The sequence below is a fragment of the Tardiphaga sp. GW822-FHT04G09 genome (assembly GCF_058800725.1).
This window is the reverse complement of the sequence record NZ_JBXAMO010000016.1, coordinates 43,045-67,823: the sequence shown is the minus strand read 5'-3', so window position 1 is coordinate 67,823 and position 24,779 is coordinate 43,045. Positions and strand designations below refer to the sequence as shown.

24 protein-coding genes are annotated in these 24,779 nt (G+C 62.3%); 14 read left to right on the top strand and 10 right to left on the bottom strand.

Going from position 1 to position 24,779, the window contains the following annotated elements:
- Positions 1-31 precede the first annotated feature (31 nt).
- Positions 32-973: a 3-hydroxybutyryl-CoA dehydrogenase gene (locus tag AC1RLZ_RS22865; protein WP_493190509.1), complete on the top strand. Its 942-nt coding sequence runs from the start codon at positions 32-34 to the stop codon at positions 971-973.
- A 152-nt stretch (positions 974-1,125) separates the two neighbouring features.
- Here AC1RLZ_RS22865 and AC1RLZ_RS22860 read toward each other — a convergent pair whose 3' ends face one another.
- The 9 genes from AC1RLZ_RS22860 to AC1RLZ_RS22820 form a co-directional block, all read right to left on the bottom strand.
- Positions 1,126-1,890: an ABC transporter permease gene (locus AC1RLZ_RS22860; RefSeq protein WP_493190457.1), complete on the bottom strand. Its 765-nt coding sequence runs from the start codon at positions 1,888-1,890 to the stop codon at positions 1,126-1,128.
- 7 nt (positions 1,891-1,897) lie between these two features.
- On the bottom strand, positions 1,898-2,680 hold the full coding sequence (locus tag AC1RLZ_RS22855; RefSeq protein ID WP_493190456.1) for an ABC transporter permease: 783 nt from the start codon (positions 2,678-2,680) through the stop codon (positions 1,898-1,900).
- Positions 2,680-3,522 (bottom strand): ABC transporter ATP-binding protein, encoded by an 843-nt coding sequence (locus AC1RLZ_RS22850; RefSeq protein ID WP_493190508.1) that lies wholly within the window; start codon positions 3,520-3,522, stop codon positions 2,680-2,682. Before AC1RLZ_RS22850 ends, AC1RLZ_RS22855 begins: the two co-directional genes overlap by 1 nt.
- Before the next feature lie 197 nt (positions 3,523-3,719).
- Positions 3,720-3,974, bottom strand: a complete 255-nt coding sequence (locus tag AC1RLZ_RS22845) for a DUF3297 family protein (RefSeq protein WP_089267433.1) — start codon at positions 3,972-3,974, stop codon at positions 3,720-3,722.
- A complete protein-coding gene (locus tag AC1RLZ_RS22840; RefSeq protein ID WP_493190455.1) occupies positions 3,971-4,447 on the bottom strand; it encodes a glutathione peroxidase in 477 nt (158 codons plus the stop codon). Before AC1RLZ_RS22840 ends, AC1RLZ_RS22845 begins: the two co-directional genes overlap by 4 nt.
- A 15-nt stretch (positions 4,448-4,462) precedes the next feature.
- Positions 4,463-5,866: an amidase family protein gene (locus tag AC1RLZ_RS22835; protein WP_493190454.1), complete on the bottom strand. Its 1,404-nt coding sequence runs from the start codon at positions 5,864-5,866 to the stop codon at positions 4,463-4,465.
- Between the two features lie 736 nt (positions 5,867-6,602).
- Positions 6,603-7,169, bottom strand: coding sequence for a c-type cytochrome (locus tag AC1RLZ_RS22830; RefSeq protein ID WP_493190453.1), 567 nt, complete (start codon positions 7,167-7,169; stop codon positions 6,603-6,605).
- A 213-nt stretch (positions 7,170-7,382) separates the two neighbouring features.
- Positions 7,383-8,759: a PQQ-dependent sugar dehydrogenase gene (locus tag AC1RLZ_RS22825; RefSeq protein ID WP_493190452.1), complete on the bottom strand. Its 1,377-nt coding sequence runs from the start codon at positions 8,757-8,759 to the stop codon at positions 7,383-7,385.
- Between the two features lie 282 nt (positions 8,760-9,041).
- Positions 9,042-9,299 carry a DUF6894 family protein gene (locus AC1RLZ_RS22820; RefSeq protein ID WP_493190451.1) on the bottom strand — a complete coding sequence of 86 codons (258 nt, stop codon included), beginning with the start codon at positions 9,297-9,299 and terminating at the stop codon, positions 9,042-9,044.
- 290 nt (positions 9,300-9,589) lie between these two features.
- Between AC1RLZ_RS22820 and pqqA the strand changes: the two genes are divergently transcribed.
- The 13 genes from pqqA (at position 9,590) to AC1RLZ_RS22755 (ending at position 22,908) form a co-directional block, all read left to right on the top strand.
- Positions 9,590-9,670 carry a pyrroloquinoline quinone precursor peptide PqqA gene (gene pqqA, locus AC1RLZ_RS22815; protein WP_089267584.1) on the top strand — a complete coding sequence of 27 codons (81 nt, stop codon included), beginning with the start codon at positions 9,590-9,592 and terminating at the stop codon, positions 9,668-9,670.
- A 119-nt stretch (positions 9,671-9,789) separates the two neighbouring features.
- The gene (gene pqqB, locus AC1RLZ_RS22810; protein ID WP_493190450.1) at positions 9,790-10,731 is read left to right on the top strand and encodes a pyrroloquinoline quinone biosynthesis protein PqqB; all 942 of its coding nucleotides are present in this window, start codon (positions 9,790-9,792) and stop codon (positions 10,729-10,731) included.
- 17 nt (positions 10,732-10,748) lie between these two features.
- Positions 10,749-11,534, top strand: a complete 786-nt coding sequence (gene pqqC, locus AC1RLZ_RS22805) for a pyrroloquinoline-quinone synthase PqqC (RefSeq protein WP_493190449.1) — start codon at positions 10,749-10,751, stop codon at positions 11,532-11,534.
- Positions 11,535-11,542: 8 nt separating this feature from the next.
- Entirely contained in the window at positions 11,543-11,863 is a 321-nt protein-coding gene (gene pqqD, locus AC1RLZ_RS22800) for a pyrroloquinoline quinone biosynthesis peptide chaperone PqqD (protein WP_493190448.1), read from the top strand.
- The gene (pqqE, locus tag AC1RLZ_RS22795; RefSeq protein ID WP_493190447.1) at positions 11,860-13,083 is read left to right on the top strand and encodes a pyrroloquinoline quinone biosynthesis protein PqqE; all 1,224 of its coding nucleotides are present in this window, start codon (positions 11,860-11,862) and stop codon (positions 13,081-13,083) included. Before pqqD ends, pqqE begins: the two co-directional genes overlap by 4 nt.
- Positions 13,073-14,059: a prolyl aminopeptidase gene (gene pip / locus AC1RLZ_RS22790; protein WP_493190446.1), complete on the top strand. Its 987-nt coding sequence runs from the start codon at positions 13,073-13,075 to the stop codon at positions 14,057-14,059. The genes pqqE and pip overlap by 11 nt, the downstream gene beginning before the upstream one ends.
- Positions 14,060-14,069: 10 nt before the next feature.
- Complete coding sequence (locus AC1RLZ_RS22785; protein ID WP_493190445.1) at positions 14,070-14,738, top strand: hypothetical protein; 669 nt, start codon at positions 14,070-14,072, stop codon at positions 14,736-14,738.
- Between the two features lie 591 nt (positions 14,739-15,329).
- Entirely contained in the window at positions 15,330-18,182 is a 2,853-nt protein-coding gene (locus AC1RLZ_RS22780) for a bifunctional transaldolase/phosoglucose isomerase (protein ID WP_493190444.1), read from the top strand.
- Between the two features lie 64 nt (positions 18,183-18,246).
- Positions 18,247-19,275 (top strand): phosphogluconate dehydrogenase (NAD(+)-dependent, decarboxylating), encoded by a 1,029-nt coding sequence (gene gnd, locus AC1RLZ_RS22775; RefSeq protein ID WP_493190443.1) that lies wholly within the window; start codon positions 18,247-18,249, stop codon positions 19,273-19,275.
- A gap of 5 nt (positions 19,276-19,280) precedes the next feature.
- The gene (zwf, locus tag AC1RLZ_RS22770) at positions 19,281-20,804 is read left to right on the top strand and encodes a glucose-6-phosphate dehydrogenase (protein WP_371420677.1); all 1,524 of its coding nucleotides are present in this window, start codon (positions 19,281-19,283) and stop codon (positions 20,802-20,804) included.
- A gap of 4 nt (positions 20,805-20,808) precedes the next feature.
- Positions 20,809-21,549, top strand: a complete 741-nt coding sequence (gene pgl, locus AC1RLZ_RS22765) for a 6-phosphogluconolactonase (protein ID WP_493190442.1) — start codon at positions 20,809-20,811, stop codon at positions 21,547-21,549.
- Between the two features lie 55 nt (positions 21,550-21,604).
- Positions 21,605-22,084 (top strand): gluconokinase, encoded by a 480-nt coding sequence (locus tag AC1RLZ_RS22760; protein ID WP_493190507.1) that lies wholly within the window; start codon positions 21,605-21,607, stop codon positions 22,082-22,084.
- Between the two features lie 11 nt (positions 22,085-22,095).
- Positions 22,096-22,908, top strand: a complete 813-nt coding sequence (locus AC1RLZ_RS22755; protein ID WP_493190441.1) for an HAD family hydrolase — start codon at positions 22,096-22,098, stop codon at positions 22,906-22,908.
- A gap of 57 nt (positions 22,909-22,965) precedes the next feature.
- Here AC1RLZ_RS22755 and AC1RLZ_RS22750 read toward each other — a convergent pair whose 3' ends face one another.
- Positions 22,966-24,768: a glycoside hydrolase family 15 protein gene (locus AC1RLZ_RS22750; protein ID WP_493190440.1), complete on the bottom strand. Its 1,803-nt coding sequence runs from the start codon at positions 24,766-24,768 to the stop codon at positions 22,966-22,968.
- Between the last annotated feature and the right edge of the window lie 11 nt (positions 24,769-24,779).

Below are 24,779 nucleotides of genomic sequence, written 5' to 3'. Positions count from 1 at the left end.
GCCCGCCATCGCATGTCTCGGCGCGGGTCGCATGGGCCGCGGCATTGCCGTCGCCTTTGCGTATGCGGGCCACAATGTCGCGATCGTCGACTTCAAGCCGCGCGACGCCGACAAGTTCAAGGCGCTGGAAGCCGAGGCACTGGGCGAGATCCGCAAGACCTTCGCCAGCATGGCGCGGTTTGGCCTGCTGACCGAAGCCGATATCGAGACATTGGTGGCACGCGTCAGTGTCGTGCCGGAAGCTCATGCCGGTGCTGCGCTCAGCAGTTCGGCGATCATTTTCGAAGGCGTGCCGGAAGTACTCGACCAGAAGCGTGAAGCATTGGGGCGCGCGTCAAAGCTCGCAGGCCCCTCGCCGATCATCGCGTCGACCACATCGACCATCCTCGTCGACGACATTTCCAGCGCCGTCGAACATCCCGAGCGCTTCCTCAACGCGCATTGGCTGAACCCGGCCTATCTCGTGCCGCTGGTCGAAGTCTCGCCCGGGGCCAGGACAGATCCCGCGATCACCGCGCGGGTGAAGGAGATGCTCGAAGGCATCGGCAAGGTCCCCGTGGTTTGCGCAGCGACGCCCGGTTATATCGTGCCGCGGATCCAGGCGATGGCCATGAATGAAGCCGCGCGCATGGTCGAGGAAGGCGTCGCCAGCCCCGAGGATATCGACAAGGCAATCAAATACGGCTTCGGATTCCGCTTTGCGGTGCTGGGTCTGCTCGAATTCGTCGATTGGGGCGGCGGCGATATTCTGTATTACGCCAGCAAGTATCTGACCGGCGCACTGAACAACGATCGCTATGCATCGCCGGAGATCGTCGGCCGCAATATGGCCGAGGGCAAGATCGGCCTCAAGACCGGCGAAGGCTTTCTCAATTATGAGGGGCTCGATGTCGATGCCTATCGCGAGGGACGGCTGTCGGCGTTCGTGGATTTGCTGAAACACTTCCAGTTGCAGAAGCCGCCGGTGCTGTAAACATTCCGCTCGTCATTCCGGGGCGGCACCGACGCCGACAGGCGCCGGGGCCGAGCCCGGAATCCCGGCATGAGATTCTCTGCGAGGAGCTTCCGGGTTCGCGTCCGGCAAGTGCCGGCCACGCCCCGGAATGACGACCGAGAGGGACGGCGTTACACTTCCGGAAAGCCCCGCAGCAGATAGCTGCGCAGCCAGTGCAGCAGGCTGTTCAGGATCAGACCGAGCATCGAGATCATGATCAGCGGCACGAACATGTCCACGGTCTGGAACGTGCGCGCGGCCTGCACCAGCATGTGACCGAGGCCATCGGTCGAAGTGATCATTTCGGCGAGAAACACCACGATGCAGGAGATCACCAGGCCGATGCGACAGCCCGTCAGGATTGACGGCATCGCGGCCGGCAGCACGACTTTGAACAGGATCTGCCAGCGCGGCGTGCCTGCGGCCATCGCCGACCAGATCAGCTTCTGCTCGACCATCGAGGCTCCGTAATAGGTCGACAGCAGGATCGGAAACAGCGCGTCGGCTGTGACCAGCGTGATCTTGGAGGCGTGATCGAAGCCGAGGATCAGCAGCAGTGCCGGATAGAGCGCGATCTTCGGGATCGGCGCCAGCACGCGCACCAGCGGCTTGACGACGGCGTTGACCGCCGGGCTCACCGCTGCCGCGAGACCGATGAACACGCCGACGACCACGGCGATGCCGAAGCCGGCGAACAGCCGGATCAGTGTCGCGGCGATGTCGTGCAGGAAGTCACCGGTGAAAAAGTCCTTCGCCAGCTTTCCGAACACGGCGCCCGGCGGCGGCAACAAGCTCGTCGGCGCGAAGCCGAACGAGATCAGCGACTGCCACAGCGCCAGAAACAGCACGATCGGCGTGATGCCCAGCAGAACCGAATTGATGCGGGTCTGGTTCATGTTGCGCTCACGTAAAGCTGAGAGGCATGTCGTCGCGCGGCTGCGACCAGCGCACCAGCGACAGGCGAAGCTTCTCGAAGGCCGCATCGAAGACGATGCCCATGGCGCCGATGATCAGGATCATCGCAAACACCGTGTCGTATTGCGCCATGTCGAGCGAATTGAACAGGATATTGCCCGCGCCAGACTGGCGCGCGATCATCTCGGAGGTGATCATGGTGATCAGTGCCAGCACAAGACCGGTGCGGCAGCCCGTGAGAATTTCGGGCAATGCTGCGGGCAACACGATGCGCAGCATGCGCATCGGCGCCGACATGCCCATCGCCGCACCCGACCACAGCATCTTTTCTTCGACGGCCTTGGAGCCCTGGAAGGCGTGGTAGATGATCGGCAGGCTGACGCCGAGGAAGATGACAAGGATCTTGGAGACGTCGCCAACGCCCATCCACAGCATGATGATGGGCATCAGCGCTGCCTTTGGCACCGGATAGATGATCATCATCAGCGGATTGAAGAAGGCCGCAACGGCCTTGATGCGCCCCATCAGCAGACCGAGCGGGATCGAAAACATCACCGCCAGCACGAGGCCGATGGCCATACGACGGATCGAATCGAGAATGTTCAGCAGCGATCCCTTGTCGCCGAGAATGGACGGAATGGCCTTGATCGCCTCCAGCGCGGTCGGAAAGCTTTCGGTATCGAGCCGCAACGAAGCAACCTGCCAAACGCATAGCAAGCCGATGCAGGCGAACAGCGGCGACAATGTCTTGAGCACGCCGCGCGCGGTCATCACAGATGATCCTTGCCGTCGTCGATCATCTTCTCGATATCGACGATGTATTTCTGGAAACGTGCATCGAGCAGCAGATCGGCGCGCTTGCGCGGCCGCGGCAGATCGATATCGACGATCTCCTTGATCGAGCCCGGCGAGCGCGACATCACGATCACCTTGTCGGAGAGATAGACGGCCTCCTCGACTGAATGCGTCACGAACAGCACCGTCTTGCGCTGGCGGTCCCAGATGTCGAGCAGGTCGTTCTGCAGCCGCGTGCGGGTATGCGCATCGAGCGCGCCGAACGGCTCGTCCATCAGGAGAACAGCGGGATCATAGGCCAGCGTGCGCGCGATCGCGACGCGCTGCTTCATGCCGCCGGAGAGTTCTTTCGGATAGAAGTTCTCGTAGCCCTTGAGGCCGACCATTTCCAAGAGCTTGCGGCCCCGCGCCTCCGCTTCGGCCTTCTTCACGCCCTGCTGGCGCAGGCCATACATGACGTTGCCGAGCACGTTCTTCCACGGGAACAGTGCGAATTCCTGAAACACCGGACCGCGATCGGGACCCGGTCCCGTGATCGCCTTGCCCTTCACCTTGGCCACACCATCGGTCGGCTGCACGAAGCCGCCGACGATATAGAGCAAGGTGGACTTGCCGCAGCCTGAGGGCCCGAGGATCGAGACGAAGGCACCGTCTTCGATGGTGAGGTTGATATCCGACAGCGCCAGATGGCTTTGCTTGCCGGAGGTCTGGAAGCGCTGCGAGACGTGATCGATCTCGATCATGGCTGAAGCGGGTTTGCGGCCGGATAAAGGTTCCGACTCGGCGTGAGCGTCCGAACGTAGCGACACCACCTGCATTCCCGGTCCTTCATTTGCCATGCACGCATTGCAATCACGACGGCCCGACTGTGTCCATCATGCTGACGGACGCAGCGTAGCCGCAAACCGCAATTACTTTAAGCTTCAAATTTATGCGGGCAACGCCTTTTTGCTAGTCAGCGCCTGCTGCGAACAGGTCAGTTTCCCGCAGCAGGTCCTGGGACGTTTTCCCGGCTTCAGTCGCGGAAATACGGCTCCACGGAGCCGGTCAGCTTGATCAGCAGCGGATTGCCGTACCGGTCCTTTGCTGCACCTGCGGGCACTTTCACCCAGCCTTCGGACACACAATATTCCTCGACATTGGTCTTCTCGGCGCCCTTGAAGCGAATGCCGACATCGCGCTGCAGCACTTCGGCATTGTAGAACGGGCTTCGCGGATCGGTGGACAGGCGATCGGGCAGATCGGCTGATGCATTGGTGTTATCGGTCATAGCAGCGCCTCGATTTTCTCTCGCAGTGATTCAGGTTTGGTGGTCGGCGCAAAACGCTCAACAACCTTGCCGGAACGGTCGACCAGGAATTTGGTGAAATTCCATTTGATCCCCGCACCCAGCAATCCGGACTTTTCAGATTTCAGGTAATTATACAATGGATGGGCATTGGCGCCATTCACGTCGATCTTCTCAAACAATGGGAAGGTGACATGGTAATTGGCCTCGCAGAAGCTCTCGATCTGCCTGCTGTCACCGGGCTCCTGCGCGCCGAACTGGTTGCACGGAAAGCCCAGCACGGAAAATCCGCGCGGCGCAAAATCCTGCTGCAGCTTCTCCAGCCCGGCATATTGCGGCGTGAATCCGCAGGCGCTGGCGGTATTGACGATCAGCAGCACCTTTCCTTCGAACTGCTTCAGCGCGACCGGCTCGCCGGACAGCGCATTCGCAGAGAAATCCGAGATGCCGGTCATCGCACTGATCCCTTCTCAGGCCGGAACAGGATCGCAAGGCATCGGCGGCGTGCCACCGGCCTCGATGGCTTCGCCGGCCAGCAGACACAGATCCTCGCGGTAGCGGCCCGCAACCACCTGCACGCCGGTCGGCGCGCGGCCAACGAGGCCCGTGGCAACGCTCAGCGCCGGCAGGCCCATGAAGGGAATTCCAATCTGCGGCATCTGGGCGGCCCAGACGCGATCGAACGATTCCTGGCCCTGCATATCCAGATGATCCGGGAACGGCAGTTCGCCGGACATCGGCATCAGCACCACGGCATAGCGCTGCAGGAACAGCTCCCAGTCGCGCACGAAGGTCGAGCGGCGCACCAGGGCGCGCGAGAGCCCGCCATTGTCGAAGCCGACAAGCTTGTCCTTCTGGCCGCGCAGACAGACAAGTGCTGCGGGATCGCCCTCGCGTTCGGCCGCATCCAGCATGCCCTGATAGCCATCGCCGAACCAGATCTGCGTCTGCAGTGCCGCAGCCTCGCGCAGGGTCGGCGTGTTCTCGACTTCCTCGACGATCCATCCTGCCCGCTCCAGCCGCTTGCCGGCATCGCGCACGGCGGCTTCCACATCTGCGGTAATGGCGAGCCCGTCGGGCCGCAGACACATGGCAGCGCGCTTCTCGCGCTTGGGTCCTTCGAGCGGCGCCGGCACCCACCAGGGGTCGCGCGCATCGGGCTGCGACATCGCAGCAAGGCCGAGACGGAGATCGTTGATGGTGCGCGCCAGCGGGCCGGATACCGCGGTGATCTGGCCGGAGATGATGCGCTCGGGCAGTGCCTGATTATAGGCGGCAATGCGACCGACGGTCGGACGCAGACCATGCACGCCGCAGGCATAGGCGGGATAGCGGATCGAGCCCGCGATATCGGTGCCGTGCGCAATGTGTCCAATACCGGCGGCGACCGCGCTGCCCGCGCCGCCTGATGATCCGCCCGGCGTCAGCGAGGGATCGCGCGGGTTTTTGGTATCGCCGTAGAGCTGGTTGGTGGTGAACCAGCGATAGGAGAATGCCGGGCAGTTGGTGCGGCCGATGATGACGGCGCCGGCCTTCAACAGATTGTCGATCACCGGGCTGTTGGACGTTGCGATGATCTCGTTCTGGATCTTCACACCGTTCGATGTCGGATAGGTCGCGTAGTCGATATTCACCTTGACCGTGACGGGCACGCCGCCGAGCGGGCCGACGTCCTCGCCGCGCGCAATCGCCGCATCGACGGCGTCGGCACGCTTCAGCGCTTCATCGGGCCGATGGTCAACCACCGCATTGATGGCAGGGTTCACGGCATCGAGCCGTGCGAGACCCGCAACGGTCGCCTCTTTGGCAGACACCTTGCGGTCGCGAATGAGTGCGGAGAGGTCAGTTGCCGACAGGCGCCAGAGATCGTTCATGCAGTGCTCCATTGCTTGTCGCTTGTTAACGCAGACGGCCGGAGATTGCCAATCGGACAAGCGCTCGCAGTCTCGCGGCGCTTGCGCGTCCGAGTTTTGCGCATTCCTTCCCGCCCCCTGACGAGAGGGCGTGCGGAACGCCGGGTGCCCGATGCACCCCTGGGCCTGATGCCGATGCGGTCTTCCGCAAGTTGGCGCATCAGGACTTTCGGAAAGCACGGGCGATTGCCCGGCGTTCCGCCTGCGGTGTTTTGTCGGCTTGCTGAATGCTGGCCCAGATGACCGATCAAGGTCACCCTTGTTGGGCCCTGCGCGACAGGGCCGGGGGAGCACAAGCTATCGGGCCGGACGCGTTTCGAATCTGGTCGTCCGTCACTTGATCCGCAGGCCCGTTCCATCCGCCAGCAAGCCGTGCCGCCTGTCCCAGTGGTATCCTGACCACAGACGATGCGGCCTGCCCGCAGACAGCCGGTACCCACGCATCCCGTGACGCCGCATCTCCGGCGTCCACCGCCTCCCGCCCCGCAATCGTGACGATCGCGATCGCCCCTCTCGGTGGGGCAGGACGAAGCGGAAAATAATCAAAATGGGGATGTTGTCAATAGATATAGGAAAAAATGTTTGGCGTCATCGGGGCCACCAAACTCGCCATTCCCCGGCAAACCAATTGGTTTGCCTGAGGGCGCGGCGCCACTTGCCGGACGCCCCCCCGGAATGACGACGCGCAGGCGCGGCGTTACTTCACCCTTGCCAGAAAATAAGCCAGCTCCACGATCTGCGCCTCGGAGATCGACTGCATCACGTCGGCCATCGTCGCATCATAGCCGTGGCGGGAGTTGTCCTTGTATTCGCGCATGGTCTTGGCGAGGTAGTCCTCGCGCTGATTGGCGATGCGCGGAATGTTGTCGCGGCCGGAGAAATCCGCGTTATGGCAACTATCGCAGCGGAATTGCTGGGTCAGCGCCCTGGCGGCCTGCATCCTTGCGGGATCGCCGGCTTCCAGCGCCGCCGGTTTCGGCAGCGTCGCGAGATAGTCCGAGAAGCTGCGCAGGTCGTCATCGGTGAAATCCTTCACCATGTCGTTCATCGGCTCCGCGACGCGGAGCTTCTCACGAAACATGTAGATCTGGATCAGCGAATAAGCCGGCTGCTGCGCGCCGAGCGACGGCGTGTTCTCGGTTTCGGAGACGCCCTTCTCGCCGTGACAACCGAGGCACGGCGCAGCGCGCTCGGCGATGGTTTCGGCGGCGAAGAGCGGGGACGTCGAGAGAAAAAGAGCTACGATGACGGCAAACGGGCGCATCGGCTTTGAACTTTCTGAATACTGGAACTCCGGCGTGGCGAATTCCTTCTCCCCGCTTGCGGGGAGAAGGTGAGGATGAGGGGGACTCTCACCGCGCTCGGAGCAAGTGGAGCGTCCCCTCACCCGACTTTCACGCGCTTCGCGCGTTGCAGTCACCTCTCCCCGCCCCGCGAAGCAAAGCTTCGCTAGGCGGGGAGAGGTAAGAAAACGTCGTCACTTCTTGTCCGCAACCTTCTGCTTGCCATAGGTGATGCGATAGATCGCGCCGTTCCAGTCGTCGGAGACCAGCAGCGAGCCATCCTTCATCTGCAGCACGTCCACGGGACGACCGAGATAGTTGTTGTTCTCGATGAAGCCGGTGAGGAACGGCTCGGTGGACTTCACCGTGCCATCCTTGTTGAGCTTCACGACAATGACGTCACCACCGAGCTTCTGCGACTTGTTCCAGGAGCCATGACGCGCGATGAAGATCGCATCCTTGTAGGCCGCCGGGAACATCTTGCCGGTATAGAAGCGCATGCCGAGCGATGCCGTATGCGCGCCGAGCAGGCCGACCGGCGCGGTATAGTCGGCGCAGGATTTGCCCCAGCCGAATTCCGGATCGAGGATGTTACCCTGCAGACAATACGGCGCGCCAAAGTCCTCACCCGCCTTGGAGACACGGTTGAGCTCGTCCTCCGGCACCGCCTCCGACATCCAGTCGCGGCCGTTGTCGGTGAAGTACATCTGCTTGGTGGTCGGGTTCCAGTCGAAGCCGACGGTGTTGCGGACGCCCTTCACATAGACCTCGGCGCCGGTGCCATCGAGATTCATGCGGCGGATCTGGCCATGGGCCTCGTCATGCAGCACATTGTTGCCGGGCTGGCCGACCGGCACATAGAGCTTGTTGTCCGGCCCGATGCCGATGAACTTCCAGCCATGGGCTTCGTCCTTCGGCAGATTGTCGTAGATCATGGTCGGCTTGGGCGGATTGTCGAGATTGTCCTCGACCTTCTCGATCTTGGAGATCTTCGACAGTTCGGCGATGTAGAGCGTGCCATCCTTGAAAGCGAGACCGTTCGGGCGATAGAGGCCCGAGGCCAGCACTTTCACCTGACGTTTGTCATCCTTGTTGATGACTGCATAGACCTTGTCCACGAGACGGCTGCCGACGAACACGGTGCCCTTGTCGCCTTCGCGCATCGAACGCGCATTGGCCATGCCGGCGGCATAGACTTCAATGTTGAAGCCTGGGGGAAGCTTGAGCTTGGCGAGCGGCAGCTTGTCCGCGGCGGCCGCGATCGGCGGCGCAGAAACCGGTGCCAGCTTCGCGGCGGCGGCGCCATCGGGACGGCCGATCAGCGGCGAACCGGGCGGCAGTGCCGGTGCTGCGGCAGCGACCGGTGCTGCGGGCGCCGGAGCGGCGGCCTGTGGTGCGGCTGGCGCGGGTGCGGGAGCAGCTGCCGGAGCCGCTGGCGCAGCGCTCGGCGCCGCTGCGGGGGCCGGAGTTGCGGGTGACGTGTCGGATTGCTGGGCCAAGGCACCGCTTGCAAAGACGCCGATGAACGCACCGGCAAGCAATGCCTGACGTGCGGACGTGTAAACACTCATGAATCTCTCCCATTTAAAGGAAGCCTTCTCTGCTTGCAGCACAGAAGATGCGCCGCCCCCGAGGCTTTCCGGATCGCACTGTTGGATATTTTTGCGCCGCTGCGCAATCAAAACATGGCGTGGCCGCACCTTCGGAACAAATTGCGCAGTCAGGATGGGTAGAGAGAAGGATGGGTCGCGCGCAGGCGCACCAGCGCCGGAGCACAACCCATCACTCAGTGGATGCCGTAAAATCCGCCGATGGGTTTCGCTTCGCTCTACCCATCCTGCAGCCCTCGCTTGTCAGTGCCGCGTTGCCGACTCATCGGTGGCGTCGAGCAGCGCTTCGGTGAACGGAAATTCGAGTACGACCTCGCCGTCCTTGTCCGTGACTTCCAGTACCGCATTGAGCAGATCGCTCGGCGTGCCCTCGGAGCGCATCAGTTGCAGGATCATGGACCGCGCGACCTCCCAGGCATGGTCGGGATCCCGCAGTTCCTCGCCTTCGGGATCGACCACCAGTTCGTCATTGATGCGTGTGTTGAAGAAATAGAGCGGCATGGCAATTCTCTTGGCACTGGCTTTGGCGCGGGCGCAGAAGACCCCGGACGCCGCGAATATCCCGGAAGATGCGGCGGCTGAGTACGAATCGATGCCTCTCAATCAAAGGCCTTCGCTATCTATGGAACGTTCTCGCCTTTGCAATGTTGCACCGCGATCCGATTGTGCATTGCACGCATATTGTACCCCCGTCGCTTCACATTGTGATGACGAAGGTGTTGGCGAACCCTGGGGCAGGGATTAGAGTTGTGGTTATGCAGTACCTGACTGCAGAGAAGCAGGAGAGAAATATGGCCTGGAAAGCACCCAAGATCGTTGAAGTTGCAGTCGGCATGGAAATCAACATGTACGCCTGCGCAGCGCGCAAGTAAGACTTGAGCTCACGCTAAGACCTTAAGTTTTGGGGCGCTTCGTCACTGACGGGCGCCCTGCGTCTTTTCGCGAGACGCGAATGGCATAAATTACAAATAGCCGGATTCAGGGCGATCTCATGTTGCGTGTTGTCGTTCTTGGAGCTGCGGCCGGCGGTGGTGTTCCGCAATGGAATTGCGGGTGCCGGGTTTGTCGTGCGGCGCGCAGCGAGCGACCTGATCTGCGCAGCGGCCAGGCCTCCATCGCGGTATCTACCGACAACGCCAACTGGTTTCTGGTCAACGCCTCGCCCGACCTGCGACAGCAGGTGACCGACACACCTCAGCTTCATCCCCGCCCCGATCATGTCAGACATTCGCCCATCGCGGGCGTGATCCTCACCAATGGCGAGGTCGATGCGGTGGCCGGGCTCTTGTCGATGCGCGAAGGTTCGCCATTTACAATCTATGCGCATATGCGTGTGCTGGCGATCCTGAAAGCCAACAGCATCTTCAACGTGCTCTCGGACAAGAACGTGCGCCGCGAAGCCATCGACCTCGACACATCCTTTGAACCGAAACTGCAGGACAGCACGCCCTCCGGCCTTGAGGTGCTGCCCTTCACCGTGCCCGGCAAGAGCGCATGGTATCTCGAAGGACAGGCGCATCCGGCCGGCGAGGATGGCCAGATTGACATTGATGGCGATACGCTCGGGCTGCGCATCGCCGAGAAAGCCACCGGCAAGTATTTCTATTTCATCGCGGCCTGCGCGCGGGTGACGCCCGAACTGAAGACGCGCATCTCCGGCGCACCGCTGGTGTTCTTCGATGGCACAGTGTGGCGCGACGACGAACTGATCGCCGCGGGACTGGGCCAGAAGACCGGCCAGAGCATGGGGCATCTGTCGATGTCCGGCGCGCAGGGCGCGATCAGCGAACTGGCCGATGCCGGCATCGCCAGAAAGTTTTTCCTGCACATCAACAATTCGAACCCGGCGCTGCTGCATGATTCCACCGAGCGCGCCGCATTGACCACCGCCGGCTGGCAAATCCCCGGCAATGGCATGGAGATCACCCTGTGAATGCCCCAGGCGCTACCATGACAGGTGCAAACACGATCAGCGACAACGCCATTTCCGCCTATTCGATTTCAGCCGCAGTGCCGCTGGAGAATGCCGCGCAACTGGAAGAGACGCTGCGGCATATCGGCGCGACGCGCTATCACAGCCTGCATCCGTTTCACAAATTGCTGCACGGCGGCAAGCTCAACAGGGGCCAGGTGCAGGCCTGGGCGCTGAACCGCTACTACTATCAGAGCACGATCCCGATCAAGGACGCGGTGGTGATCTCGCGTTTCCGCGACCGCGCCACACGGCTGGAATGGCGCCATCGCATCGAGGATCACGACGGCGACACTGGCGCTGAGGGCGGTATCGAGCGCTGGCTGAAGCTCACCGAAGGCCTTGGCCTCGACAGCGCCTATGTGGAATCCACCGAAGGCATCCTGCCGGCGACGCGTTTCGCCGTGGAGGCCTATGTGCATTTCGTGCGCGACAGGACGCCGCTCGAGGCCATCGCCTCGTCGCTGACGGAACTGTTCGCGCCGAACCTGCATGAGGAGCGCATCTCCGGCATGCTGAAGCACTATGATTTTGTGAACCCGGACATCATGAGCTATTTCAGCCGCCGCCTGACCCAGGCGCCGCGCGATGCCGGCTTTGCGCTGGATTACGTCAGGCAGCATGCCACCACGCCGGCCGAGCGCCGCGCGGTTTGCAATGCACTGATCTTCAAGACCAATGTGTTGTGGGTGCAGCTCGATGCGCTGTATCATGCCTATGTGGACGGCCATGTGCCGCCGGGCGCGTTCGTCCCGGCCAGATAGAGGCAACGATGACGGAGCTCCGCAGCAATCGTCGGATGAGCGTCAGCGAGGCGAGCAAGCCGGTCTTGCCGCGCCACGCCAGGCTGAAATTTGACGAGACGCGCCAGCGCTGGGTGATCCTGGCGCCGGAGCGCGTGCTGGCGCCCGACGATATCGCCGTCGAAATCCTGCAACTCTGCGATGGCGCGCGCAATGTTGCCGATATCATCGATCTGCTGGCGGCGAAATATACCGCGCCGCGCGACGATATTGGTGCCGATGTCCTCGCCATGCTGCAGGATCTCGCCGACAAGGGCTTTCTCACGCAGGCGCGGGAGAAGACGGCATGAGCCCCACCCTCACCGACGCCAGCCCCGTCTTCACCGATCCCGCCGACAGCCTGGCGATCATGGAGCGCGCGCGCTCCACTGCGGAGACCTTCGGCATTCCCCTCGCCGTACTGGCTGAACTCACCCATCGCTGTCCGTTGCAATGCCCGTATTGCTCGAACCCCGTGGAGCTCGACCGCGGCAGCACGGAGCTCACCACCGACGAATGGAAGAAGGTCCTGTCCGAGCTCGCCGAAATCGGCGTGTTGCAGATCCACTTCTCCGGCGGCGAGCCGACCGCGCGCAAGGACATCGTCGAACTGGTCCAGCATGCGACGGATGTGGGCCTGTACTCCAATCTCATCACCTCGGCAGTGCTGCTGACGCGCGACAAACTCTCCGCGCTCGCGGATGCCGGGCTATGCCATGTGCAGATCAGCTTCCAGGGCAATGAGCCCGTGGTGGCCGATCGCGTCGGCGGCTATCGCAATGGCCACGTGAAGAAGCTCGAAGTCGCCAGATGGACGCGCGAGCTCGACCTGCCGCTGACCGTGAATGCGGTGATGCATCGGCAGAACCTGCATCAGCTCACCGATATCATCCAGATGGCGGTCGATCTCGATGCCGACCGGCTCGAAGTCGCGAATGTGCAATATTACGGCTGGGCGCTGAAGAACCGCGCCGCCTTGATGCCGACCATCGCGCAGATCGACGAGACCAGCCGGATCGTCGAGGACGCGCAGGCGCGCCTGAAGGGCATTCTCGATATCGACTATGTCGTCCCGGACTATTACGCGCTGCGGCCGAAGAAGTGCATGGGCGGCTGGGGCCGGCAGTTCTTCAACATCTCTCCATCCGGCAAGATCCTGCCCTGCCATGCCGCGGAGACCATCACCGGGATGGAATTCGAATCCGTGCGCAGCAACCATTCGATCGCCTGGATCTGGCAGAATTCCGAAGCCTTCAACCGCTATCGCGGCACCGGCTGGATGCCCGAGCCGTGCCGGAGCTGCGAATTCAAGGAAGTGGATTTCGGCGGCTGCCGCTGCCAGGCCTTTGCGCTGACCGGTGACGCCGGCAATACCGACCCCGCCTGCACGCTGTCGCCGCGCCACGAGGAAATCTTCAAGCTGGCCGCGGCGGAATCCACCGAGGGCCGCGACCGTTTCATCTATCGCAACTTCAAGGGCGGCACGCTGGAAGCCGAAGACCCCCATCTGGACAGCACCCATGGCGCCTGATGCCGATATCGGCAAAACCACCGACTTGTCCGATCCCTTCGCGCCTCTCACTTCCGAGCATCTCGATGTCGGCGACGGCCACACGATCCATGTGGAATCGGTCGGCCGCAGCGACGGCATTCCCGCGGTGTATCTGCATGGCGGCCCCGGCTCGGGCTACCAGCCCGATCATCGCCGGCTGTTCGATCCGCAGCGCTTTCATACCGTGCTGTTCGACCAGCGCGGCGCCGGCCGCAGCAAGCCCAGAGGCAAGCGCGAGGCCAATACGCTGCCGCATCTGATCGCGGATATGGAAACGATCCGCACCAAATTCGGCTTCGACAAATGGCTCGTGGTCGGCGGCTCCTGGGGCGCAACGCTGGCACTCGCCTATGCGCAGGTGCATCCCGAACGCGTAACAGGCATCGTGCTGCGCGCGACGTTCCTCGGCACGCGGGAAGAATTGCACGATGTCTTCAATGTCATGCTGCCGCGGCATTATCCCGGCTTGCACGGAGATTTTCTGAGCGTCCTCTCCGAAGCCGAGCGCGCCGATCCGCTGCCGAACTTCTATCGCCGCATTCTCGATGCCGATCCGGCTGTGCATGTCCCGGCGATCCGCGCCTGGGGCGGCACCGAAGCCATCCTGTCGGAAATCGCGCCGAAGCGCGCGCGGCTCGACCGAGCCGAACTCGGCTACACCGCGCGGCCGCTGCCGGCCACGCCGGCGATGGAAGCGCATTACTTCAAGCATGACTGCTTCATGCGGCCGCATCAGCTCATGGAAGACGCCGGCAAACTCACCGGCATTCCCGGCATCATCATTCAGGGCCGTTATGACTTCCTGTGCCCGCCTGCGACATCGCACGCCCTGGCCAAACGCTGGACGGATGCGGAAGTGCGCATCGCTGAAAGCGCCGGTCACAGCCTGTATGACCCCGGCATGCGCGATGCGGTGATGAAGGCCGCCGCCGACGTCGCGTCGAAATTGAAATAGGACTTCTGGAATGCCGATCAAAGGCACGGGAATGCTGATGACGTCGATGGATATCGACGCCGCACACGAGCAGGAATTCAACGCGTGGTACGACCGCGAGCATCTCGCCGAGCGCGTCGCCATCGAGGGCTTCATCGAAGCGCGCCGCTATGTCGCCGTCGATGCCAAGCCGAAATATCTCGGGCTGTATTCGACCGCGACATTCGACGTGCTGGACAGCGACGCCTATCGCACGGCACTGGCCAATCAAACAAAATGGTCGCTGACCAATATCGGCCGTTTCCAGAACATGCTGCGCTCGGTCGCACGGATCACTGTCAGCCGCGGTCAGGGCCGCGGCGCGGCGCTCGGGCTGGTGCGCATCCGGCCACCCGTCGAAGGCGCTGACAAACTGCGCAGCGCCATCGAAGCACAGCTCGATCCCGGCGATATCAACGGCATCATCTCGATGCATCTGATGGAGAGCGATCCCCGCCTGTCGAAACCGCTCACCGACGATCCCGCCGCGCCCAATCCTGCGGCGCGCGACTGGTATGTGATGATCGACGGCACCGATTTGGATACGGTGGCCGCGACCATGAAGGGGCGTTTCAATACAGCCATCACAGCGTCTTCGGCGGAGCTGATCTCCGAGGGGACCTACCGGCTGATGTGGGATCTGGCAAAAAGCGATCTTTGAATTCACGGTCGACGCGACGCTACCTAACCTCCCCCCGCTCTTTGACCCGCATCTTCACGATGTTGGGAAAGTCCGTACCCTGCCCCTCACCCCACAAGTGCGGGGCGAGGGAGCGCATCGACCGGGGCGAAGGACCGACAACAGGTATTCCAGCGCATCGGATTCGGTCGGAAACTGGCGGATGCCGGACTCAAGGCCGCGCTCGCTGTAAAACACGACCCATTGCGTCTCGCGCGTCTCCAGCACATGACACTCGTCGCGTCGATGATCCAGATCGAATGATCGCGGATCGATCTTCCGCGTTCGGATGGCCTCCAAAAACTCATCTCTGGTCATTGGTTGCTCTTCGGACATGCGCTCCGGCAATGCCTCGCCAGCGGGTGTCACCCATAAATCCGACGCACAAAATTTACACAATCGTCATTTCACGCACCGTTCCGGCCAAACACGGAATTGCGATCCGGCTCCCGCGACCGGAATGGAACCGTTCGGCTTGCCATGCGTAGGGGTTTGGGGCGATCATTGGAACCGGGCCGCGGCACGTTCACGCGGCGATCGGCCTTTTGATAATTGTGAACAGAACAAGGCATCATGAATCCCGTCAAAGCACTCGAATCCCATGGTCAGGCCGTCTGGCTGGACTTCCTCGCCCGCGGCTTCGTCGCCAAGGGCGACCTCAAGAAGCTGATCGACACCGACGCCGTGAAGGGCGTGACGTCGAATCCGGCGATCTTCGAGAAGGCGATCGGAAGTTCGGACGAATATGATGCCCCGATTGCCGAGGCCTTGAAGTCCGGCGACAAGTCGCCTGCCGACCTGTTCGAGCACATTGCCGTCGAGGACATCCAGCATGCCGCCGATGTGCTGAAGCTGGTCTATGACAAGATGGAGGGCGACGACGGCTTCGTCAGCCTGGAAGTCTCGCCCTATCTCGCCAATGACACCAAGGGCACCGTGAACGAGGCCCAGCGTCTTTGGAAGAGCGTCAAGCGCCCGAACCTGATGGTGAAGGTGCCGGCGACGCCGGAAGGCCTGCCGGCCATCGAACAACTGATCGGCGAAGGCATCAGCATCAACATCACACTGCTGTTCGCGCAGAAGACCTATGTCGAGGTCGCCGAGGCCTATCTGAAGGGTCTCGAAAAATATGTCGCCGGCGGCGGCGATCCCTCCCATGTGGCGAGTGTTGCCTCTTTCTTCGTCAGCCGCATCGATGCGCAGGTGGACAAGCAGCTCGACGACAAGATCGCCAAGGCCAACGATCCCTCCGAAAAGGCACGGCTCAAGGACCTGAAGGGCAAGGTGGCCATCGCCAATGCGAAACTCGCCTATCAGGAATATCTCAAACTGTTCGCCGGCCCGCGCTGGGAGAAGCTCAAGGCCAAAGGCGCCAAGCCGCAGCGCCTGCTCTGGGCCTCCACCGGCGTGAAGAGCAAGGACTATCGCGACACGCTCTATGTAGAGGAGCTGATCGGCAAGAACACCGTCAACACCGTGCCGCCCGCCACATTGGACGCCTTCCGCGACCACGGCGAAGTGCGCGACAGTCTCGAAGAGAATGTCGAAGATGCGAAGAAGGTGCTGGCCGATCTCGCCAGGACCGGCATTTCGCTGGATGCGATCACGACCCATCTCGTCGAGGACGGCGTCAAGCTGTTTGCCGACGCCGCCGACAAGCTCTACGGCGCCGTGGCACACAAGCGCGCGACGTCGCTCGGCGGCAGCATCGGTACGCAGAAGCTGGCGCTCGGCGACGGCATCACGAAGAAGGTCGCAACCTCGACCGAAGAGTGGCGCAGTCAGGCGAAGATCCGCCGGCTCTGGCACAAGGACAAATCGGTCTGGACCGGCGCCGACGAAGACAAGTGGCTGGGCTGGCTGAACAGCGCTTTTGCCGAGAAGGCCAAGCTCGCCGACTACAACGACTTCGCCAAATGGGTGAAGGCGCAGGGATTCACCGATGCGGTGGTGCTCGGCATGGGTGGCTCCAGCCTCGGGCCTGAAGTGCTGGCGCAGACTTTCGCCAGGGTCGCTGGCTTCCCGAAACTGCATGTGCTGGATTCCACCGATCCGGCACAGGTGCGTGCCATGGGCGCTGCGGTGACCGTCGCCAAGACGCTGTTCATCGTCTCCAGCAAGTCCGGTGGCACCACCGAGCCGAACGTGATGAAGAACTACTTCTTCGAGGAGGTGACCAAGGCGGTCGGTGCCGACAAGGCCGGCGGCCATTTCGTCGCCGTGACCGATCCCGGCTCGTCGCTGGAGAAGGTCGCCAAGACACAGAAATTCGCGCGGATCTTCCACGGCGACCCGACCATCGGCGGGCGCTATTCGGTGCTGTCGCCGTTCGGCCTCGTGCCGGCCGCAGCCGCAGGCGTCGATCTCGCCAAGTTGCTGGATCTCACACTGTCGATGGTGCGCTCCTGCGGGCCCGACGTGCCGCCCGCCGAGAATCCCGGCGTGCAGCTCGGCCTTGCCATGGGCAATGCCGGTCTCGATGGCCGCGACAAGGTGACAATCCTCTCATCGAAGAAGATCGCCGATTTCGGCGCATGGGCCGAACAGCTCATCGCTGAATCCACCGGCAAGGACGGCAAGGGCCTGATCCCTATCGACGGCGAGACGCTGGGCGAGCCCTCCGTCTACGGCACCGATCGCTTCTTCATCGACCTGCGCACCTCCGGCGAGGACGACAAGGCCCATGACGACAAACTCGCAGCGCTGGAGAAAGCCGGTCATCCCGTCGCGCGCATCGTGATGGCGTCGATCGATCATCTCGGCCAGGAATTCTTCCGCTTCGAAATGGCCACGGCGGTCGCAGGATCGATCCTCGGCATCAACCCGTTCAACCAGCCGGACGTGGAAGCCGCCAAGATCAAGACGCGAGAGCTGACGGAATCCTTTGAAAAGACCGGCGCGCTGCCGCCGGAGACGCCGGTGGTGTCGTCGAAGGAAGCCGATCTCTATACCGACGACAGCAATGCCGAACTGCTGAAGAAGGCCGGCGCCAATGGCGATCTGACGTCGTGGCTGAAGGCGCATTTCCGCCGCGTCACGCCCGGCGACTACGTGGCCCTGCTCGCTTATGTCGAACGCGACGGCGCGCATATCGACACGCTGCAGCACATGCGGATGGCCGTGCGCGACAGGAAGAAGGTCGCGACCACAGCCGAATTCGGCCCCCGCTTCCTGCATTCAACCGGCCAGGCCTATAAAGGCGGACCCGATACCGGCGTCTTCCTGCAGATCACGGCGGACGATGCCAAGGATCTCGCCATCCCCGATTACCGGGCGTCATTCGGTGTCATCAAGGCTGCACAGGCGCGTGGTGACTTCGGCGTACTCACGGATCGCAATCGCCGCGCTTTGCGCGTCCATCTCAAGGGCGACCTCAAGGCCGGTCTCGCGATGCTCGACAAGGCGATGACTGCCGCATTGAACTAGACGACGACTCGCATGGCCCGGACATTGCTTCGGGTCATGCGCAATCAATAAAGGACATCGCACAATGCAGCTCGGCATGATCGGCCTCGGCCGAATGGGTGGAAATATTGTCCGCCGCCTGATGAAGAACGGTCACAGTGCCGTCGTCTATGACAAGGACGCCAAGGCCGTCAGCGGCCTCGCCTCCGAAGGCGCCACCGGCGGATCGTCGCTGGAAGACTTCGTCAAGAAGCTCGACAGGCCCCGCGCGGTCTGGGTGATGCTGCCCGCCGGCAAGATCACCGAAACCACCATCGACGCGCTGACCAGACTGCTGGAGCCCGGCGATACCGTCATCGATGGCGGCAACACCTTCTGGCAGGACGACGTCCGCCGCGGCAAGGCGCTGAAGGAAAAGGGCCTGTATTACATCGATGTCGGCACCTCCGGCGGCGTCTGGGGCCTTGAGCGCGGCTATTGCATGATGATCGGCGGCGACAAGGAAGTGGTCGACCGACTCGATCCGATCTTCAAGACGCTGGCGCCGGGGATCGGCGACATCCCGCGCACGCCGGGCCGCGACAACAGCGATCCCCGCGTCGAGAACGGCTATATCCATGCAGGCCCGGTCGGCGCCGGCCATTTCGTCAAGATGGTCCATAACGGCATCGAATACGGATTGATGCAGGCCTATGCCGAAGGCTTCGACATCATGAAGAACGCCAATATCGAGGCGCTGCCCGAGGCGCATCGCTTCGATCTCAATCTGCCCGATATCGCCGAAGTGTGGCGCCGCGGCAGCGTGATCCCGTCATGGCTGCTCGACCTCACCTCATCCGCACTCGCCAGGAACGAGACCCTCGATACTTACTCCGGCTTCGTGGAGGATTCCGGCGAAGGCCGCTGGACGGTGAATGCCGCCATCGACGAGGCGGTGCCCGCCGAGGTTCTGACGGCGGCGCTGTTTGCGCGGTTTCGCTCCCGCAAGGAGCACACATTTGCAGAAAAGATTCTATCCGCGATGCGCGCCGGTTTCGGCGGCCACAAAGAGCCCGATCAGCATCCGGATCCAAAACGGCAGGACGCGCCTGACATCATCAAGCCAAAGGCGTAGCCCGCATGACCGACACACCAGCTCAAAGCCTTGCCAAATCCAAGAAGCCGGATCCTTGCGCATTCGTGATCTTTGGCGTCACCGGCGATCTCGCGCACCGGCTGGTCATCGCGGCGCTTTATAACCTGCAGGCAGCCGATCTGCTGCCGGAGAAATTCTGCGTCGTCGGCATCGCCCGCAAGGACATGACCGGCGCCGAGCTGCGCGAGGATCTGATGAAGGGCCTGAAGCAATATGCGACGCGCCCCGTCGACGACGCCATCGCGCAGAAGCTGCTCAATTGCGTCACCTGCATCGAGGCCGATCCGGGCGAGCCGGAATCCTTCGACCGCATGCGCGACCAGCTCGACAAACTCGAGGAAGCCCGCGGCACCGGGGGCAACCGCCTGTTCTATCTGGCGACACCGCCTTCGGCCTTCGCGCCGATCGCGCGCCAGCTCGGCCGCACCGGCATGTTGAAGGAAAATGGCTGTTGGCGTCGCCTCGTGGTCGAGAAGCCGTTCGGCACCGACCTTGAATCAGCGAAGAAGCTGAACAAGGAACTGCTCAGCCTGATGAACGAGCAGCAGATCTACCGGATCGATCACTATCTCGGCAAGGAGACGGTGCAGAACATCCTGGTGCTGCGCTTTGCCAATGGCATGTTCGAGCCGATCTGGAATCGCAACCATATCGATCACGTGCAGATCACCGTGGACGAGAAGATTGGCGTCGGCCATCGCGGCTCGTTCTACGATGCGACCGGCGCGCTGCGCGACATGGTGCCGAACCATCTGTTCCAGCTGCTGTCGCTGGTTGCCATGGAGCCGCCCGCGCGTTTCGAAGCCAACGCGGTACGCTCCGAGAAGGCTGAAGTTCTCGCTGCCGTCACCACGCAGACCGAAGAGGAAGCGCTGAAGAATTCGGTACGCGCGCAATATGTCGCCGGCCATGTCGGCGATACCGATATCGGCGACTATCTGAAGACCAAAGACGTCAAGGAAGGCAGCACCACCGAAACCTATGCGGCGATGAAGCTGTCGATCGACAACTGGCGGTGGGCCGGCGTTCCCTTTTATCTGCGCACCGGCAAGGCGCTCGGCATCAAGCGCACCGAAGTGGCGATCAAGTTCAAGCAGGCGCCATTCGCGATGTTCCGCGATATGTCGGTGGAAAGCCTCGCGGAGAATTTCCTCGTCATCGCCGTGGAGCCGAACGAAGGCATCTCGCTGAAATTCAACACCAAGGTGCCCGGCCCTGCCGTGAAGATCGACGGCGTGGAAATGAAGTTCCGCTACAAGGACTACTTCCAGGCCGCGCCGGCGACGGGCTATGAGACGCTGATCTATGACTGCATGATCGGCGACAACATCCTGTTCCAGCGCGCCGACAGCGTGGAAGCCGGCTGGCGTGCCGTGCAGCCGTTCCTCGATGCCTGGAAGAAGGCCGGCAAGGATGGGCTCAAGACCTACAAGGCCGGCAGCGAAGGGCCCGACGAAGCCAACGACCTGCTCAAGCGCGACGGTCGTAGCTGGCGCGTGCTGAGCTGACGCCATGACAGCGCCCAATCGTCATATCGTCGTGGTCGAAGATGCGCTGGCGCTCGCAGAAGCCGCGGCCGAGCGACTGATCGAGCGCATCGAGGCCAATCCCGGCCGCATCGCCATCTGCATGACCGGCGGCTCGAGCCCCAAGCGGCTCTATGAACTGCTCGCCACCGAGCCTTACCGCAGCGAGATCCCCTGGGATCGCGTGCACTGGTTCATCGGCGATGACCGCTTCGTGCCGTCAAGCGATCCACTCAACAATATGAGCATGGCGCGAACTGCGTTTCTGGATGCATGCGCGCCGCTTGCGAATGTGCACCCGATCAAAACCGATACGGCGAGCCCGGATGAAGCCGCTGCGCTTTATGCACGCGAGCTGCAGTCGTTCTACGGAGCCGACAAGCTCGATAACGCAAAGCCGCTATTTGATCTGGTGCTGCTCGGCGTCGGCCCCGACGGCCATGTGGCCTCGCTGTTTCCCGGCTACCCCGCCATCGAGGTCAAGGACCGCTGGGTGGTCGGCGTGCCCGAAGCCCATGTGAAGCCGTTCGTGCCGCGCGTCAGCCTGACGCTGGCGCCTCTCGCCTCGTGCCGCGAGATGCTGTTCCTGATGAGCGGCGAGGACAAGCGCGCGATCCTGACGCGCATACTGAAAGGCGAGGACCTGCCGGCCAACCGCGCGCGGTCGGACGGCGAAACCGTGTGGCTGTGTGACAAGGCCGCATTGCCGGACGACACGCGTGGCTGACACCGCCCCCAACAATCTGGCAGCCAAGACCCTGACACCCAAGGCTTTGGTCGTGATGGGCGTGTCGAGCTCGGGCAAGAGTTCGATCGGAAAGGCCCTGGCCGATCGTCTCGGCTGGCATTTTGCCGACGGCGATGATTTCCACCCACCGGCGAATGTCGAGAAGCAGCGCGCGGGTCAGCCACTCACCGACGACGACCGCTGGCCCTGGCTGCAGAGCATCGCCGACGAGATCGACCGCGTCACCGCCGATGGCCATAGACTCGTCGTTGCCTGTTCTGCACTCAAGCGTGTCTATCGCGATCTGCTGATACACGGCCGGCATGATATTCGCATCGTCTATCTCGACGGCGCCAGGGAGCTGATCGCAAAACGGATGGCGGCGCGGAAGAACCATTTCATGCCGCCGTCGCTGCTCGACAGCCAGTTCAGGACGCTGGAGGTTCCCGGTCCCGATGAACGTCCGATCACGGTGTCCATCGACGACAACATCGATGGCATCGTGGACGCCATCACAAAGCAACTACCGGCCTGAAGGATCAGACCATGACCAAGATCGCTCTCGTGGTGTCCGATGTCGACGGCACGCTCGTCACGCACGATAAACGCCTCACCGACACGGCCAAGGCGGCCGTGAAGAAACTGGAAGACGCCGGCATCGGCTTCACCATCACGTCGAGCCGACCGCCCGTCGGCATGCGCTTCCTGGTGAAACCACTGGGGATCACACTACCCATCGGCCCGTTCAACGGCAGCTCCATGGTGGACGGCGACCTCAAGCCGATCGTGCAGCACCTGATCCCGGAAGCCGCCACCAAACGCGCCATCGAAATACTGGAAGACTACGGCGTCGATATCTGGATTTTCACCAATGACGAATGGGTGATCAAGCGCAACGACGGCAAATATGTGCCGCATGAGCGCGACACCATCCAGCACGAGGCCGTGACGGTGGATGACTTCTCGCCCTATCTCGCCAGGGCCTGCAAGATCGTCGGCGCGAGCCAGGATTTTCCATTGCTGGAACGCTGCGAGGGCGCGATGCAACAGGCGCTGGGCGATACGGCCGTCGCCGTACGCTCGCAGAACTACTATCTCGACATCACGCCGCCCAATCAGAACAAGGGCACCTTCGTGCAGGCCATGGCGCAGCGCCTCGGCATCTCCCTTGAGGCCATCGCTACCATCGGCGACATGCGCAACGACCTGCCGATGTTCAAGGTGTCGGGCATGTCGGTCGCGATGGGCAATGCGAGCGACGATGTGAAATCGCAGGCGACGGATGTGACGACGTCCAATGAGGAGGAAGGGTTTGCGGGCGCGGTGGAGATGATTTTGAAGCGGAATGCGGGCGGATAAGGCGAAGATTGCACTTCTTCCCTCGCCCCGCTTGCGGGGCGAGGGAAGACAGAGCCTCTATTTCGACCGCTCCATCGCAGGCCTGCCCTGCGGACGCTTCGCGCCATCGATATTCTGCGCCGCCGCGATCAGCGCGATATGTGTCAGTGCCTGCGGGAAGTTGCCCGTCTGGCGTTTCATCAGCGGGTCGTATTCTTCCGCCAGCAGCCCGACATCGTTGGCAACGGACACCACGCGTTCGAACAGCTCTTCCGCCTTGGCGAGCTCGCCCATCATGATATAGGCCTCGGCCAGCCACAGGCTGCAAGCAAGGAAGGCGCCTTCGATCGGCTGGATCTCGTCGGTGACTTCGCGCGGATCGTGGCGCAGCACAAAGCCGTCGCGCATCATGTGTTTCTCGATGGCCGCGATGGTGCCTTTGACCCGCGGATCGGTCGCCGGCAGAAAGCCCACCAGCGGCAATAGAAGAACGCTGGCATCGAGCACATCCGAGCCATAGGATTCGACGAAGGTGTTTTCGCGGGGGTCATAGCCCTTCTCGCAGACATCGTGATGGATTTCGTCGCGCAGCTTGCGCCATGCCTCGACCGGCCCCTTAAGTCCGAATTTCTCGGCGCTCTTGATGGCGCGATCGAACGCTACCCAGCACATGATCTTGGAGAACACATAGTGCTTGCCGTTGCCACGGCGCTCCCAGATGCCGTGATCCGGCCGCTGCCACACCGCTGTCAGGTGCTCGAGGATTTCGCGTTCGACCGCCCAGGGTTCGCCCTCAAGCTCGAGTTTGGCGACGCGGGTCTGGTAGAATGAATCGATCAGCTCGCCATAGACGTCGAGCTGCAGCTGCGCATGGGCGGCATTGCCGATGCGCACGGGCAGCGCGCCGCCATAGCCCGGCAGCCAGTCGGCCTCCCATTCCAGCAGGCGACGCTGACCCATGATGCCATACATGATCTGCATTTCGGCGGGCGAGCCGGCAACGGCGCGCAGCAGCCAGTTGTGCCAGTCGCGCGCTTCTTCGGTGTAGCCACTGTTCATCAGCACCAGCAGTGTGAAGGTCGCGTCGCGCACCCAGCAGAAGCGATAATCCCAATTCCGGGCGCCGCCGAGCTTTTCCGGCAGCGACGTGGTGGGCGCCGCGACGATGCCGCCGGATGGCGCATAGGTCAGGGCCTTCAGCGTGATCAGCGAGCGCATCACGAGATCGCGGTGCTTGCCTTTATAGGTGCAGCGCCCGCTCCACTCCGACCAGAACTCGATTGTATCTCTCAGGGCATGGTCGGGATTGATCGGCGCCGGCAGTTTGAGATGCGAAGGACCATAGGTGAACACGAAGGGGATGCTGTCGCCGGGTTTGACCTCGAACTCGGCAACCGTGGTCATGTTCTCGCCATGGGTCTCCACGGGCGAACGCAGCACGGTCATGTCGGGCCCGCAGATCGCGAGCAGCGCGCCGTCTTCCGCACGTCTGACCCACGGAATGTTGTTGCCGAAGCCGAAGCGGATGATCAATTCCATCCGCATCTTCACGGTGCCCTGCTCGCCGCGAACGATGCGCACGATGTCGGACGCGGCACCGCGCGGCGGCATGAAGTCGATCAGTGTGACCGCACCGTCGGCCGTCTCCAGACGCGTTTCCAGGATCAGCGTATCGCCCTGATAGCGGCGCTCACATCTGGTAATCTCGGCGGCGGGCTTGATCAGCCAGCGGCCATGTTCCTTGGTGCCGAGGATAGCTGCAAAACATGCATCGGAATCAAAGGCCGGCCAGCATAGCCAGTCGATGGAGCCATCGCGGTTGACGAGGGCGGCGGTCTCACAATCGCCGATCAGGGCGTAATCTTCGATGTTGCTGAACAATGACTTTCTGC

Bases quoted from the DNA above. Each gene is read 5' to 3' on its own strand.
- AC1RLZ_RS22865 (WP_493190509.1), top strand. From the start codon at position 32: ATGGGCCGCGGCATTGCCGTCGCCTTTGCGTATGCGGGCCACAATGTC.
- AC1RLZ_RS22860 (WP_493190457.1), bottom strand. From the start codon at position 1,890: ATGAACCAGACCCGCATCAATTCGGTTCTGCTGGGCATCACGCCGATC.
- AC1RLZ_RS22855 (WP_493190456.1), bottom strand. From the start codon at position 2,680: ATGACCGCGCGCGGCGTGCTCAAGACATTGTCGCCGCTGTTCGCCTGC.
- AC1RLZ_RS22850 (WP_493190508.1), bottom strand. From the start codon at position 3,522: ATGCAGGTGGTGTCGCTACGTTCGGACGCTCACGCCGAGTCGGAACCT.
- AC1RLZ_RS22845 (WP_089267433.1), bottom strand. From the start codon at position 3,974: ATGACCGATAACACCAATGCATCAGCCGATCTGCCCGATCGCCTGTCC.
- AC1RLZ_RS22840 (WP_493190455.1), bottom strand. From the start codon at position 4,447: ATGACCGGCATCTCGGATTTCTCTGCGAATGCGCTGTCCGGCGAGCCG.
- AC1RLZ_RS22835 (WP_493190454.1), bottom strand. From the start codon at position 5,866: ATGAACGATCTCTGGCGCCTGTCGGCAACTGACCTCTCCGCACTCATT.
- AC1RLZ_RS22830 (WP_493190453.1), bottom strand. From the start codon at position 7,169: ATGCGCCCGTTTGCCGTCATCGTAGCTCTTTTTCTCTCGACGTCCCCG.
- AC1RLZ_RS22825 (WP_493190452.1), bottom strand. From the start codon at position 8,759: ATGAGTGTTTACACGTCCGCACGTCAGGCATTGCTTGCCGGTGCGTTC.
- AC1RLZ_RS22820 (WP_493190451.1), bottom strand. From the start codon at position 9,299: ATGCCGCTCTATTTCTTCAACACACGCATCAATGACGAACTGGTGGTC.
- pqqA (WP_089267584.1), top strand. From the start codon at position 9,590: ATGGCCTGGAAAGCACCCAAGATCGTTGAAGTTGCAGTCGGCATGGAA.
- pqqB (WP_493190450.1), top strand. From the start codon at position 9,790: ATGTTGCGTGTTGTCGTTCTTGGAGCTGCGGCCGGCGGTGGTGTTCCG.
- pqqC (WP_493190449.1), top strand. From the start codon at position 10,749: ATGACAGGTGCAAACACGATCAGCGACAACGCCATTTCCGCCTATTCG.
- pqqD (WP_493190448.1), top strand. From the start codon at position 11,543: ATGACGGAGCTCCGCAGCAATCGTCGGATGAGCGTCAGCGAGGCGAGC.
- pqqE (WP_493190447.1), top strand. From the start codon at position 11,860: ATGAGCCCCACCCTCACCGACGCCAGCCCCGTCTTCACCGATCCCGCC.
- pip (WP_493190446.1), top strand. From the start codon at position 13,073: ATGGCGCCTGATGCCGATATCGGCAAAACCACCGACTTGTCCGATCCC.
- AC1RLZ_RS22785 (WP_493190445.1), top strand. From the start codon at position 14,070: ATGCCGATCAAAGGCACGGGAATGCTGATGACGTCGATGGATATCGAC.
- AC1RLZ_RS22780 (WP_493190444.1), top strand. From the start codon at position 15,330: ATGAATCCCGTCAAAGCACTCGAATCCCATGGTCAGGCCGTCTGGCTG.
- gnd (WP_493190443.1), top strand. From the start codon at position 18,247: ATGCAGCTCGGCATGATCGGCCTCGGCCGAATGGGTGGAAATATTGTC.
- zwf (WP_371420677.1), top strand. From the start codon at position 19,281: ATGACCGACACACCAGCTCAAAGCCTTGCCAAATCCAAGAAGCCGGAT.
- pgl (WP_493190442.1), top strand. From the start codon at position 20,809: ATGACAGCGCCCAATCGTCATATCGTCGTGGTCGAAGATGCGCTGGCG.
- AC1RLZ_RS22760 (WP_493190507.1), top strand. From the start codon at position 21,605: ATGGGCGTGTCGAGCTCGGGCAAGAGTTCGATCGGAAAGGCCCTGGCC.
- AC1RLZ_RS22755 (WP_493190441.1), top strand. From the start codon at position 22,096: ATGACCAAGATCGCTCTCGTGGTGTCCGATGTCGACGGCACGCTCGTC.